The sequence below is a fragment of the Hymenobacter frigidus genome (genome assembly GCF_014640435.1).
Lineage (GTDB): Bacteria > Bacteroidota > Bacteroidia > Cytophagales > Hymenobacteraceae > Hymenobacter > Hymenobacter frigidus.
Map to the genome: position 1 here is coordinate 1 of NZ_BMGY01000031.1, position 14,253 is coordinate 14,253.

The 14,253-nt window shown below is 59.0% G+C and carries 7 protein-coding genes and 1 pseudogene; 5 read left to right on the plus strand and 3 right to left on the minus strand.

The features are described 5' to 3' along the window. Window positions 1–1,044 precede the first annotated feature (1,044 nt). Window positions 1,045–3,165: a glycoside hydrolase family 97 protein gene (locus IEW17_RS14810; RefSeq protein WP_188562837.1), complete on the minus strand. Its 2,121-nt coding sequence runs from the start codon at window positions 3,163–3,165 to the stop codon at window positions 1,045–1,047. Window positions 3,166–3,173: 8 nt separating this feature from the next. Next, window positions 3,174–4,898, minus strand: a complete 1,725-nt coding sequence (locus IEW17_RS14815) for a response regulator (RefSeq protein ID WP_188562838.1) — start codon at window positions 4,896–4,898, stop codon at window positions 3,174–3,176. 218 nt (window positions 4,899–5,116) lie between these two features. Between IEW17_RS14815 and IEW17_RS14820 the strand changes: the two are divergent. Beyond that, a pseudogene (locus IEW17_RS14820) lies at window positions 5,117–5,611 on the plus strand (alpha-L-arabinofuranosidase C-terminal domain-containing protein); the annotation flags it as partial. A gap of 17 nt (window positions 5,612–5,628) precedes the next feature. Here the strand turns inward: IEW17_RS14820 and IEW17_RS14825 are convergent. After that, complete coding sequence (locus IEW17_RS14825; protein WP_188562839.1) at window positions 5,629–8,232, minus strand: cellulase family glycosylhydrolase; 2,604 nt, start codon at window positions 8,230–8,232, stop codon at window positions 5,629–5,631. A 444-nt stretch (window positions 8,233–8,676) separates the two neighbouring features. On the opposite strand from IEW17_RS14825, the gene galK reads away from it, so the two are divergent. The 4 genes from galK (at window position 8,677) to IEW17_RS14845 (ending at window position 14,068) form a co-directional block, all read left to right on the plus strand. After that, window positions 8,677–9,852: a galactokinase gene (gene galK, locus IEW17_RS14830; RefSeq protein WP_188562840.1), complete on the plus strand. Its 1,176-nt coding sequence runs from the start codon at window positions 8,677–8,679 to the stop codon at window positions 9,850–9,852. A 5-nt stretch (window positions 9,853–9,857) separates the two neighbouring features. After that, window positions 9,858–10,922, plus strand: a complete 1,065-nt coding sequence (locus IEW17_RS14835; RefSeq protein ID WP_188562841.1) for a UDP-glucose--hexose-1-phosphate uridylyltransferase — start codon at window positions 9,858–9,860, stop codon at window positions 10,920–10,922. Between the two features lie 145 nt (window positions 10,923–11,067). After that, entirely contained in the window at window positions 11,068–12,780 is a 1,713-nt protein-coding gene (locus tag IEW17_RS14840; protein ID WP_188562842.1) for a sodium:solute symporter family transporter, read from the plus strand. A 253-nt stretch (window positions 12,781–13,033) separates the two neighbouring features. Further along, window positions 13,034–14,068, plus strand: coding sequence for a LacI family DNA-binding transcriptional regulator (locus IEW17_RS14845; RefSeq protein WP_188562843.1), 1,035 nt, complete (start codon window positions 13,034–13,036; stop codon window positions 14,066–14,068). Window positions 14,069–14,253: the final 185 nt, after the last annotated feature.

Consider the following 14,253-nt stretch of genomic DNA (forward strand, 5'->3'; position numbering starts at 1 on the left):
CGTGGTGCCCAGCTCCGTTCGATTTGGGAGTGCAAAAATACGGGAAAATGCTAGAGATGCAAGGGAGCAAATGATAATAGTGTTGTTCCTAGTATCTATCTGTTGCTGTTGAGACGATTATGTGCTTGACAAATACGCAAGCCTATTCATATGGTAGTTCTACATGAGGGCTGGGGTTAGTGATGAGGCTCTGTTTATAGGTTTGAAATGGCGTTTTAGGGCACGGAGTGGAAGAATAGACGTGAGCTTGCGTTCGTACTTGCTAGCTTGGTGCCTTCTCGAATCAGCCAAAACGCGATACTATACACTAATACGAAAGGCTTCTGCACACATAGTATCGTAGTAGTAGTGGGGTCGGGCTGGAATGAGGTAGCCTGGTGGCTTAGCTACGGCATGAATTACCTGCTTACTTTTCCAGACCGAGGTTGACGCAATTCAGTTGGCTAATACTGCCTCATCAGTGTAGGATGCCCGCAGGGTGACACGGAATCTGTGAGGTTGGCGTGAATGGACCGCTTTGAGGATTGGCTCAAGACAGAGCTGGCTGATGTTGTGGGTAGGGTGTGAGTGGTAGCCGCGCTACGTACGCTGACCAGACCAGGGCCTGCCTAGCACCGATGGTTTTGGTGACGCACGTTACCTATACTATATGGTGTAATGGTGCCACGATGGGTTGCGGGGCCTGTGGCTTGAGCAGTCAGGTGCTACTTGTGAGCCTGCGTTATGTCGGGACACACCAGTTGCGTAGCCTATCAGTTGCTTGCTGCTGGAAGAGGCCTACTAAACTCAGGGCAGCCAGAATGGTTAGGCTGTACTTGAATACGATGGGTCAGACAGACACGTAAGGAAATTGGGAAGGGACTCAGAGCGGTTTTCCGGTCGGTGAACACCCATCGCTAAGCATTGGGAGCGACCATTCGCGTCCGGGCATTGAACGGACCGGTTGGCAGGGCGCAGCTTTGAAGACGCGGAGGGTCGGGTGGCTACCTATATATAGACTGCCTGGAAACCCGTTGTGAAACCGCCGATTGGGGCGTTTAAGAACTACTTCTTAACTGGCTTGAAGCTCACGGCCGCGCCGCCGCCTGGGGCCAGCTGCAGCGTGAGCGCCGACTTGCTGTCGACCACTTGCCGGGAAATGCGGTAGGCCATGGGGTTCTTCTGCCAATTAGCCCCTTTGCCATCGGCGTAGATAATGGCTTCGTAACGCTGACCGGGGGTCAGGAAATCGAGCTTTACGGGTTGCTGACGGGGATTTTCGTCGGTGATGCTGCCCAGGTACCACTCGTCTTTGCCCTTGGCTTTGCGCACGGTGGTGAGGTAGTCGCCCGGCTCGGCGGCCAGGATGCGGGTATCGTCCCAGTCTACGGGCACATCCTCAATGAACTGGAAGGCATCGAGGTGCTTGTTATAGGCTTCGGGCAGGTCGGCGGCCATTTGCAGGGGTGAGTACATGGTCACGTACAAGGCCAGCTGCTTGGCCAGCGTGGTATGCACCTGGCGGCCCTTGTTGCGGGCGGGGTTCCAGCTTTCCAGCTGGATCTGGAAGATGCCGGGCGTGTAGTCCATCGGGCCGCCCATGAGGCGCGTGAAAGGCAGAATGGTTTCGTGTTCAGGCGGGTTGCCGCTGCTCCAGGCGTTAAACTCGTTGCCACGGGCCGCTTCGTTGGCCATCCAGTTGGGATAGGTGCGGTGCAGGCCGGTGGGGCGCACGGCTTCGTGCATGTCGACCATAATGTGGCTATCGGCCGTGAGCTGGGCGGTATGCGCGTAGTGGTTCACCATCCACTGCCCGTCGTGGTGCTCGCCGCGCGGAATGATGCGGCCCACGTAGCCGGTTTTCACGGCGTCGTAGCCGTGCTGCTTCATAAAGCGGTAGGCCGCATCCTGGCGGCGCTCGTAGTTGGTGACGGAACTACTGGTTTCGTGGTGCATGATGATTTTCACGCCTTTCGCCGCAGCGTAGCGCTGCAGCTCGTCCACATCATAGTCGGGGTATGGTGTCACGAAATCGAATACTTCCTCCTTCCAGTTATTGGCCCAGTCCTCCCACCCCACGTTCCATCCTTCTACCAGCACCCCGGCAATGTGGTGCTGAGCGGCGAAGTCAATGTAGCGCTTCACGTTGGCGGTATTGGCGCCGTGGTGGCCGTTGGGCTTGAGCCTGGCCCAGTTGGTGCCCGCCAGCTTGAGGTTGCTGGTGTCGGCGTAGTTCCAGCTGGCGCGGTTGACATGCATCTCCCACCACACGCCCACGAATTTCTGGGGTGTAATCCAACTGGTTTCGGTGAGTTTGGTGGGCTCATTCAAATTCAGAATCAGCTTACTGGCCAGCACGGCGGGGGCATTATCCGCCACCACGATAGTGCGCCAGGGCGTGTGCTCAGGGGCCTGCAAATACGCTTTGGCCCCCGTGCCGGTGGCATCGGGCACGAGCTGGCTGGTGAGACTAAACGTTTGGACGTTCACATTCAGGAACATGGCGGGGTAGTTCACCAACGCAGCTTCGTGGATGTTGACGTACAGGCCATCGTCCGACTTAAGCATGAGCGGGGTTTGCACCCGGTTGGGGGCCGACTTCATTTGGATTGCCTCAATGGGCGCGGTATTCACCTCACTCACGCGGCTGGTGGTGTAAGCGTATTCGTTGGAATCGTAGTCGCCGGGAATCCAGAAAGCCTTGTGGTTGCCGGGCAGGTTGAACTCGGTTTGCTCGTCCTGCACGGTGAAGTAAGCGAGACCGGGCTGCGCTGGCACTTCGTAACGGAAGCCCACTCCATCGGCGAATACACGAAACACTACGTCGAGCTTGCGGCCGGTGGCGGCGGGTTGGCGCAGGTGCACCGTGAGCTGCTGATAATGGTTGCGAATGTTCCTGACTTCGCCCCACACCGGCTGCCAGGTTTCGTCCACGTCCTTCGTTTCGCTGCCCACCAGCACCAGCGGGCCATCAAAGCCCCGGCCATCGGCGAAAGACAGGCCCAGGCGCGAGGAGTTGATGACCGGTTTGGGGCCATAGGAAACAGCGTACGTGGGATAGCCGTCCGGCCCCACGGCGAAAGTCAGGCTCACCTTATCCTGACGGGCGGTTAGTGGCGTGGGAGCCTGCGCAGCGGCGCGGTACCACGCATTTAGCAGCAACAAGACGAACAGGGTGGTTCTCATATTATGTATCAGATTGAGGCCGTTGGGGCGGCTACCGACTCGCCGCTGCGGTGCTGCCTGGCGTATTCGGAAGGCGACATTTTGTGCAGGTTCTGGAATACCGTCCGGAAGTGCTTCAGGTCCTGCATGCCGACCTGATAGGCCACGTCCGACACGCGCAGGGACGTACTTGTAAGGAGCTGGGCCGCCCGCTTCAGGCGAATGTCGCGGATAAATTCGACGACTGACTGCCCGGTGATACTTTTCACGCGGCGATAAAACAACGACTGACTCATGCCCATTTCCCGCACGAGGCCCTGCACATTGAATTCGGGCTCGGTCAGGTTGTCCTCCACCACTTTCATGGCTTTTTCCAGAAACAGCTTATCCGCCTCTGGAATGATGATTTCTGTGGGTTCCAGCAGGAGCTGCCGCTGGTAGAACTCGCGCAGCCGGCTCCGGTTGCGCAGAATAGCCACCACTTTGGCATGCAGCACTTTGGGGTTGAAGGGCTTGCTGACGTAGTCGTCGGCCCCGGTCTCCAAGCCCTCCACTTCGTGCACGGCCGCCGTGCGGGCCGTGAGCAGCACCACCGGAATGTGCAGCGTTTTCGGAGCCTGCTTGATTTTCTGGCATAGCTCGAGCCCATCGCTGCGGGGCATCATGATATCGCTGAGCACAAGGTCGAGCAGTAGTGACTGCACCAGCGCCCAGCCCTCTACCCCATCGGCGGCGACCGTCGCCTCGGAATCCGAGCTGAACAATTGCACCAAGTACTGGCGCAGGTCGTCGTTATCCTCCACGATAAGCAGCCGCCCGCCGCTAAATGCTTCTTCTGTTTCGTAGTCTCCGGCGGCTTCTTCAGCCTCCGCAACGGCTACCGGGGCAGCGGCCAGGATATGCGGGGCTGGCGTACTGGCAAGCCCAGCCGGGGCCAGGTCGTTGGCCATCAAATGTTCCCGACCGAAGGGCAGACGCATGGTGAAGGTTGTGCCCTGGTTCAGTTGGCTGGCTACGGTAATTTCTCCGGCGTGGCGTTCCACGAACTGCTTCACCAGCGACAGGCCAATGCCGGTGCCCATTATGCGCAGGCTATTCGTTTGCGACGCCTGGTAATACGCATCGAACACATGGGCCACCTCCTCGGGCGAGATACCCGTGCCCCGGTCCAACACTTTTATCTCCAGGTAGTTGCCAGACAGCTTGGAGTTTGTGAATACGGCCGGGCTGCCGGGCTGGCCGATGGCAGTGACCACCAACCCGATTTCGCCACCTTCGGGGGTATACTTAAAGGCGTTAGCCAGTAGATTGGTCAGCACGATTTCCAATTTGCCGGCATCAAAGTACAGCTCCACGGCCTCGGTGGGGCCGGCAAAAGTGTAGGTGAGGCTGCGCTCCCGGGCTTTCAGCTTGAAGAGCAGGAATATTTCCGTCAGAAAACCGATTACATCGCGCGGGGCGGCCCGGAGCGGAACCTGGCCGGCTTCCACTTTTCGAAAGTCGAGGAGTTGATTCACCAGGTCCAGCAGCTTGTGCGTCTGCTTGTGCATCAGCTGGATATTTTCCTTTTGGCTGGCAAACCGGTTGGCTGCCGCCAGCAACGACTCCATGGGCCCGAGGATGAGCGTGAGGGGCGTGCGCAGCTCGTGTGAGAGGTTGGTAAAGAAGCTCAACTTCATGTTGGTCAGCTTCTTCTCCTGCTCCACCCGGAAGTGCTCCAGTACCAGCTTATTCTTGAGCTGCTCTTGCGTCATCGTTACCCGGCGGTAAAAGACAAGCGCACCCACCAGCGCCAAGCCATACAATAGACCTATTCCTCAACAAGAGGTCGGGTGTTTTCCAAGCCGTATTTGGAGCCGGAAACGGTGGCTGCTCAAAAAGCCAAGGAATACTGGCTTGGTCAAGCAAAAAAGACCATTCAGTTATCAAAATCCGCTAAAAATTTCAACCATTCCTATTCGGGAACAAGTCTAACATCTTCAACAACCACTGCGACCGGGTGCGGGGCGCCAACCTGGCCCAGGCCGTGAACGTGCTCCAGGCCGTCATCCTCACCGACAAGGAAAAGATGCTGCTCACGCCCACCTACCACGTATTCGACATCTACCAGGTGCGTCAGGATGCCGAATGGCTGCCCCTGCAGTTTGCCAGCCCCGACTACACGCTGGGCACGGAAAAAATCCCGGCGCTAAACGCCTCAGCCTCGAAAGACAAGAATGGCACGGTCCATATCTCGCTGGTCAATCTCGACCCGAATAAACCCCTGACCCTCGAAACCGCCTTGCCCGGTGTAAGCTGGAAAACGGTGACGGGCCGCATCGTGACCTCAGCCAGTGTAAGCGACTACAATACGTTCGACCAGCCCGGCATCATCAAGCCCGCGGCCTTCACCGGCGCCAAAAAGCGCGGCAATAAGCTAGCTGTGGTCTTACCGCCCAAGTCGGTAATTATGTTGGAAGTAAAGTAGCCCTGAGTGCGGTCGCTTTACCGCAGCTGCACCGATTCAATATCGACCTGCACGGGCTCGCTCCCAACTGACGTGGCGGCATCAACCAAAAGTTGCAGTACCTCGGCATCGGCCAGCTTGAATGCCGGCTTCCCGGCGCTCTGAAATTGCAGCGGCAAAAAGCCTGGGTACGGCCGCGGGCTCAGCAGCAGGGCGCTTGGCTGGAATGCGCTCAACGGAATTCGTACTTCCTGCATTTGGGTGGTTAGCGTTACCGGGGCGGCAAAAGCGGCGGCATCCTTGGTGGCCAGCCGCACCTGCACGCCCACCGGCTGGCTGGCGCGGGCTCGCACCACTACTTCCTTAAAAGCGGATAGTTCAGTCATTCGGCCCAGCAGTTTGTCGCCGAAGTAGGCCCGCAAAGACGCGGCTGGTCCGGCTTCCGCCGCTAATGCAGGCGTGCCGGGCTTCGTTACGCCCTGCACGAAACGCAGAGCCAGCGCTCCGGCAGCCTCGGTCGTAACGTAATCAACCCAGTTGTTGCGGTGCAGGCCGCGCGCCTCCACCTGCTCCTTGTCAACCCCAGCCTGGAACAAGAACAGGGGCGTATTGGCCGCCACCAACGGCACCTCCCAATGCTCCTGCGAGAAATAGTCCCAGTCGCGCGGCGAGCCGCTGAAGCCCCCCGGAAACGTGAGCTGCTGGCCGGCTTTTTTCAGCACTATCCAATAGCGCAGCAGGCCGGCGTAGGTGAGCTCCGCTGGCACGGTGACTTCGACGGTAGCGTAGGCGGGCCGGCGCATGGGCAGGGCCTGGGTGCGGCCGTAGTAGTGTTGGGCAATGAGGAAAACGCTGTCGGCAGCTTCCAAACCCGTTAAAGTGGCCCGAATGGTGAGCGACTGGCCCGCCGTGGCCTGGGCTACGGGCGTGTGCCGCACCTGCGGTCCCAGCACGGTGGGCGCGGGAGCCGCGTATTCCCCCAACCGCAGGCTGCCTAGTTGCGACTGTGCCGTCCAGGCGCTGGTGTTTTTGCCAGCCGCGGCCACGATGTACACGCCCGGCCGCACCGTCACGCGGCCATCGGTGGCCTGGCTTTGGGCGGTGTTGCCTTCGTTGAGCCCGCGCAGGCTGAATCGGTTGCCCAGCTCGGCCAGAGTCAGGCGCAAGGGCTGGTCATTCCACAGAATTTGAGTGACTGGCTTTTTCAACGACGCGGTTTCGAACGGGTCACGGATGGCTACGGCATCGGGCAGCACTTCCAGTCGCCACACACCAGCCGCCAGCCGGTCGAGGAAATAGGCCCCAGTGCCACCGTACTGCACTAGCGGTGAGCTGCCCACGCCGGCCACGTGACGCAAGCGCGATGCCCGCCGGGCAACTGTTTGGGTAGAAGTCGTGTAATAAAACTCCTCGTCGGTGTTCATTTCGCTCAGCCCCTGCCGGTAGCTCACCCGAAAGGCATCGAACACCGAATCCTGGGGGTAGCGGCCAAAGGTTTGGCCCCGGCCCACCCGGTGAAACACTTTGCTGGCAATGAGCATGCTGATGGCTTTGCCCGGGGTGTAAGCCAGGTTCAGGTAATGGGTCTGGTACTCGGTGTTGGCATAGGCAATGGCCAGGGGGTCGTAGGCAAACTGCGTAGCCCACTGAAAACCCGCCTCCCGGAAGCTCCGCGCCATAAACGGGTACATCACCGGCTGAATAATGTCGGCCGACTCGAACTCATACACCAGCTTGGCACGGCGCTTAAACCGCGGGTCGTCGCGAAACGGAATAGGGTACTGGTCTACGTGCGGCAGCAGGTTGCCGCGCATAGTGTGCCCACTCACCAGCCCGGCCGGGTACCACTGAAACGTGAGGCCATCCACGTTAGCCGCCAGAATGGCCTCGGCCACGTCGGGGTTTTCCGAAACGTTGTAAAAGATGGGCTTGCGGTAGCCCGTGGCCCGCATGGCCGCCACCATGCGGTTGGCAAAGGCCGTTACCTCCGCCTCGGGCTTGCGGTAGCGGGGCTCGTTGCACACCTCGAAGGCAATGATGTCCGGGTCTTCGCGGTTGAGCTGCTTGGTGTAGGTATTGCGGTGGTTGAGAAACTGCGTCAGGTAATTCTCCTGCGCCCGAATGGCCCGCGGATTGGTGTAGGCCTGCACCTTGGAATAAATACTGGAAAACCCGGTACCGGTGTCCTTCTCCGGGTAGCCGTTGTTCCAATACGCGATGGGCGTCAGCACCACTTTAATGCCGCGCTGCTTCAGTTGGTCCACGAGGTAGTCGAGCAGGCGCAGGTGTTCATTTTGCTGCAGATTGCCGAGCGTATCGGTAATCTCCACGTCCCACACGTGCACCCGAAACGCATCGAGGCCGAGCCGTGAAAGATGGTAAACATCCTGAGCAATGGCTTTTTCGGCATCGGCCCCCACCTTTTGCCCGGCCCGGTAGGCGTAGGCAAACGGGGCCGTGTAATTCACCCCAAACAGCGCCACCTCCTGCTTATTCTGCTGCCAGCGCAGCACGCCCTGCAGGTCGACATACACGTCACCAGTTGGTTGGCGGACACTGGCCGCCGTTTGGGCGGTGGCTGGGCAAATGCCTATTACCAGGGCAATGAGGCAGAGAAAGCGGCAGAGAAAAATTAACGGCATATTGTCGAGTGGGGCGATGATTACGAACAAGGGAACCGGTGTTGCGAAAAGACGGCCGTAACCTGCTTATTCCTGAATTTGCAAACGATTGCATAAATATAGTCGGGCTGTTTATTATCCACTAATAATTTCCATATTTTGATTTTATGTCACTGAAAATAAGAGCTTAGTCTATATGAATTGGTAATAAGCAGTTGTATTCATTTCAACCCTGTTTTGGCTCTATATCCGCTATGAAACAAACACGTCCTTTGTCACAGGCTTTAATTCACCTGATTCGATAATTTTCACAGTAAACTAGCTCATTTTAATGTGCATCAGCGCTATTAATCAATCATCATTCAGAAAGCAGTTTTCTTTGTGCAATCGATTGCATAGATTTGCGGGCCCCTTCCCATCTCGCTGGACTCCAACTCTTCAACAAGCTATACACGACTCATCAACATGTTAGCACAGAACGCTGCGGCCTTTTTCCAACGCCGCTACGGGTACACCCCGTTGCTGGTCAGGGCCCCGGGGCGGGTTAATCTCATAGGGGAGCACACGGACTACAATGGCGGCTTCGTGCTACCGGCCGCTATCGACAGAGAAATCGTGTTCGCCGTGGGTCTAAATGGGTTGAATACTATTCGGCTCTACTCGCTCGATAAGGACGAGGCCTACGACCAGCCGTTGGGCGACGGCCCGGTGCAACCCGGCCAGACCTTGTGGGCCAACTACCTAAAAGGCGTGGTGGCGCAGTTTCAGCAGCGGGGCGTGGTGGTGCCGGGTTTCGACTGCATGTTTGGCGGCAACATTCCGATGGGCGCCGGCCTGTCCTCGTCGGCGGCCGTGGAGTGCGGCCTGGCCTTCGCCCTCGACCACCTGCTGCACACCAACCTGAGCCGGCTGGAGCTGGCCCGCATCAGCCAGCGGGCTGAGCACGAGTTTGCGGGCGTGCAGTGCGGCATCATGGACCAGTTTGCCGGCCTGTTTGGCCAGGCCGACCAAGTAGTGCGCCTCGATTGCCGTTCGCTGGAGTACCAGTATTTCCCTTTCGATTCGGCCGCCTACCATTTGGTGCTGTGCAACTCGGGCGTGAAGCACAGCCTGGCCAGCTCGGAGTACAACACCCGCCGCCAGGAGTGCGAGGAAGGCGTGGCCCAGTTGCACCGGCACTACCCCGAAATAAAGAGCCTGCGCGACGTGACGCTGCCGCTGCTGGAGGCCCACCGCGCCGAGCTGCGCCCGGTGGTGTACCGCCGCTGCCGCTACGTGGTGCAGGAAAACCAGCGCGTGGCAGCCGCCTGTGATTACCTGGTGGCCGGCGACATGGCCGCCTTTGGCCAGCAGATGTACGCCTCGCACGCCGGCCTACGCGACGATTATGCAGTAAGTTGCCCCGAACTGGACGCCCTGGTCCGGATTGCCGAAAGCCAGCCCAGCGTGCTGGGGGCGCGCATGATGGGTGGCGGCTTCGGCGGCTGCACCATCAACCTGATTCCGGCCGCCGCCGTGGCCGAATTCATTGCTACCACCACGGCGGCCTACCAGCAGCAGATGGGCTTATCCCTCGAAACCTACCAAACCACCATTGTGGGCGGCGTATCAACGCTGCTGCCCGCCCTAGCTTCCAACTGATTTTTATGGCCGAGCATCCTTCTTTCGACCTGGCGCAGCACCCCCACCGGCGCTACAATCCCCTGAACGGCGAATGGCTGCTGGTGTCGCCGCACCGGGCACTGCGCCCCTGGCAGGGCCAGCAGGAAGCCCCCGACACCGAAACCCGCCCGGCGCACGACCCCACCTGCTACCTCTGCCCCGGCAACGTGCGCGCCAACGGCGCGCCAAATCCTGATTATACCGGCACCTTCGTTTTCGACAACGACTTTGCCGCCCTGCGCGACGACGTGCCCGCCGGCCAGCTCAACCAGGGCGGGCTGCTGCGGGCCGAATCTGAAAGTGGCGTGGGCCGCGTCATCTGCTTCTCGCCGCGCCACGACCTGACCCTGCCCGAAATGAGCCCCGCCGCCATCCGGGGCGTGGTGGACGTGTGGACCGACGAGTACCGTACCCTGGGGGCGCGGCCGGACATTGGCTACGTCCAGATTTTTGAGAACAAAGGGGCCGTCATGGGCTGCTCAAACCCACACCCGCACGGCCAGATTTGGGCCCAGCGCACCGTGCCCGGCGAGCCCGCCAAGGAAAGCGTGCAGCAGCTGGCCTACTATCAGGAGCACGGCCGCACGCTGCTCACCGATTACTTGGCAATAGAGCTGGCGGAAAAAACCCGCTTGGTGCTCGAAAACGAGCATTGGGTGGCGTTGGTGCCATTCTGGGCCGGCTGGCCCTTCGAAACGCTGCTGCTACCGCGTCGCGCCGTGAGCGACCTCACCCAATTGAACGAGGCCGAAAAAGATGCCTTCGCCGATGCGTTGCGCCGCCTCACCATTCACTACGACAACCTGTTCCAGACGTCTTTCCCGTATTCAGCGGGCCTGCACCAGCAGCCTACCGACGGCCAGGCGCACCCGGAATGGCACCTGCACATGCACTTTTTCCCGCCACTGTTGCGCTCAGCCACGGTACGCAAGTTCATGGTGGGCTACGAGCTGCTGGCCAATGCCCAGCGCGACATCACGCCCGAGTGGGCCGCCGAGCGCCTGCGGAGCCAATCGGAAGTGCACTACAAGGCTGTCTCCGTCAATTAATGTAAACGTCATGCTGAGCGTAGTCGAAGCATCTCTACCGCACAAGTAATTCATTTACCCTTGCAGTAGAGATGCTTCGATAAGCTCAGCATAACACTACCCAACAACACCTTTACTCATCCTCCGCTAAATCTCACTTTGCCTTGTGCGCAACGGACTTTCTACCCTTGATTACCTGGTTTTCCTGTTTTACATCCTGGGGGTTTCGGGCTACGGGTATTACATCTACAAGCGCAAGCAAACGTCGCAGCTCAACTCCCAGGACTACTTCCTGGCCGAAGGCTCGCTGACATGGTGGGCCATTGGGGCCAGCATGATTGCCTCGAATATTTCGGCTGAGCAGTTCATCGGAGCCTCCGGGGCCGGCTTTTCGCAGGGCCTGGCCGTGGCGGCTTACGAATGGGTGGCGGCCATCGTCCTCATTTTCGTGGCCGTGTACTTCATGCCGATTTATCTGCGGCAGAAAATCTACACCATGCCGCAGTTTCTGGAGCAGCGCTATAACGCTACTCTGAGCCTGATTATGAGCATTTTCTGGCTCTTTCTCTACGTGGCCGTCAACCTCACGGTTATCCTGTACCTCGGCGCCCTGGCCATCAATAACCTGGTGGGCGACGTGAACGGCAACAGCTTCCACTACATCCTGGTAGGGCTGGCGGTGTTCGCGCTGTTCATCACCCTGGGCGGCATGAAAGTAGTGGGCTACACCGACGTTATTCAGGTGGGCGTGCTGCTGCTGGGCGGCCTGGCTACCAGCTACCTGGCCCTAACCTTGGTAAGCGAAAAATTTGGTTTGGGCAGCAGCGCCATCGCCGGTTTCCAAACCCTGACCCACGCGGCCAGCGACCATTTCCACATGATATTCGAGAAGCCCACGCCCGACTCGCCGCAGGCTTACGTGAGTAAATACCTGGCCCTGCCCGGCCTGGTAATGTACACCGGCGGGCAGTGGGTGGCCAACCTCAACTACTGGGGCTGCAACCAGTACATCACCCAGCGCGCCCTCGGGGCCGACCTGCCCACGGCACGCACCGGCATCCTGTTTGCGGCCCTGCTCAAGCTGATAATGCCGCTGGTGGTGGTGCTGCCTGGCATTGCGGCCTACGTGCTGCACCAGCAAGGCAGCCTGCAAGCCGAAATGAGCGCCGGCGGCGCCGGCCTGAACCCCGATAACGCCTACTCGGCCATTCTTACCTTCCTGCCCAATGGCCTGAAAGGCTTGTCGTTGGCTGCCCTCACGGCGGCTATCGTGGCTTCGCTGGCCGGCAAAGTCAACTCGATTTCGACCATTTTTACTCTTGACATTTATCGCCGCTACCTCAACCCCGGCGCTTCCGAGGCCAAGCTCGTGCTGGTGGGCCGCATCACAGTATTCGTCGCCATGCTGCTGGCCATTGCCTTCACCTGGGAAGACTTGCTGGGTGTGGGCGGCAACGGCGGCTTCACGTTCGTGCAGAAATACACGGGCTATATCTCGCCCGGCATCGTGGCTGTGTTCCTGCTCGGCATGTTCTGGAAGCGCACCACGGCCACGGCGGCCATCGTCGGGGTGCTGGCAGGCTTCGGCTTCTCGTTGTTTTTTAACGACTTCGCAGCCTCCCTATTTGGTCCGGAAACCTTGATGTATTCAGCTTTCCGCAATGATAAGGGCATCTACGAAGTACCGTTTCTGGTGAGCATGGGCTGGTCGTTTTTCCTCACGGTGGCCCTGATGGCCGTCATCAGCCTGGCCGGGCCAGTGGTCAACCCCAAAGCCCTGCACCTCGACAAGGGCATGTTCCGCGTCAAGCCCTCGCAGCTGGTGCTCATCACCGTCATTCTGCTGTTGATTTCGGCCCTGTATGTGAAGTTCTGGTAGCGCTCGCTAAGTGTCTGCACAAAATTAAACGAGGCATTAGGGCGTCATGCTGAGCTTGTCGAAGCATCTCTACAGAACGGTTTCAGACGGTGCGGTAGAGATGCTTCGACAAGCTCAGCATGACGTTCTGATTGCACAATTAATTTAGAACAAGCACTTAGCCATTAAACATGAAGCATTGAAAACGGCCTGCGTTACTCGCTGCTCATTTTTAATGCTTCATTCTTAATTTATAATTCCTCTCCTCCCCGCCGTGCAAAACAACCGCGCTTCTATCGCCGACCTGGCCAAGGCGCTGAATTTATCGCCGTCCACCGTATCCCGGGCCCTGAACGACAACTCCGTCATCAGCGCCGCTACCCGGCTCCGGGTGCAGCAGCTGGCGCAGGAGCTGAACTACCACCCCAACCACTTGGCGGCCGGGCTGCGCACGGGGCGTAGCAACCTGCTGGGCGTACTGGTGCCGCACATCGAAGGCACTTTTTTCGCCTCGGTGGTGCACGGCATCGAAACGGTGGCCACCAAGGCCGGTTTCAAGGTCATGATTTGCCAGTCGAACGAAGATGTGGAGCATGAGAAACGCAACATCGACACGCTGATAAACGCGCAGGTGGAAGGCATTCTTGTTTCCCTCTCGCGCACCACCCACGACACCCGGCATTTCGAGAAAGTGCACCAGCGCGGCATTCCCTTGGTGTTTTTCGACCGCATGCTGGAAACCCTTGGCGTGAATGCCGTGGTACTGGACGACTATCAGGGCGCCTACCAAGTCACTACCCACCTCATTGAGCAGGGCTGTCGGCGCATTGCGCACTTTGCCGGCCCCCAGCACCTCAATATATATCACAACCGCCGGCTGGGTTACCTGGCAGCCCTACGTACCTACGGCCTGGCCGAAGCCGAGGAATTGGTTATCACCTCCGATATGACCCTCGCCGACGGCGTAGCAGGTATGGAGCAGCTGCTTGCCCTGCCTGCCCCCCAGCGTCCGGATGGCCTGTTTTCCGCCAGTGACTTTTCACTGGTAGGCGCGTTGCAAACGCTGAAGGAACACGGCCTGCGCGTGCCGCAGGACATGCTCCTGGCCGGCTTCAGCAATGAGATTTTCACCTCCTTCACCGAGCCCCGATTGACCTCGGTAGACCAGCGCTGCGAACTACTGGGCCAGGAAACAGTCCGCTTATTCCTCGAAATCCGCGAAGCGGGCGCGACTAATTTCCAGGCCCGCCGCGTCGTTCTGCCGCCGCACCTGCTCATCCGGGAGTCATCGACGCGGCCGCCTGCCTGATAAACATGTTCATGCTGTATGCACCACGGTATGCACCGCCAACAAAACAGCCACCCAACCTCGCGGCTAAGTGGCTGTTCCTGAATGAGCGAGAAACGAGGTTCGAACTCGCGACCCTCAGCTTGGGAAGAGACGTTTGACGTACTTCCTGGCGTCAAAAACCTCGTTTCTGCGCACTGAGCAGC

Coding starts and splice junctions, on each gene's coding strand:
- IEW17_RS14835 (WP_188562841.1), top strand. CDS start 9,858: ATGGCCGAGCATCCTTCTTTCGACCTGGCGCAGCACCCCCACCGGCGC.
- IEW17_RS14815 (WP_188562838.1), bottom strand. CDS start 4,898: ATGACGCAAGAGCAGCTCAAGAATAAGCTGGTACTGGAGCACTTCCGG.
- IEW17_RS14810 (WP_188562837.1), bottom strand. CDS start 3,165: ATGAGAACCACCCTGTTCGTCTTGTTGCTGCTAAATGCGTGGTACCGC.
- galK (WP_188562840.1), top strand. CDS start 8,677: ATGTTAGCACAGAACGCTGCGGCCTTTTTCCAACGCCGCTACGGGTAC.
- IEW17_RS14825 (WP_188562839.1), bottom strand. CDS start 8,232: ATGCCGTTAATTTTTCTCTGCCGCTTTCTCTGCCTCATTGCCCTGGTA.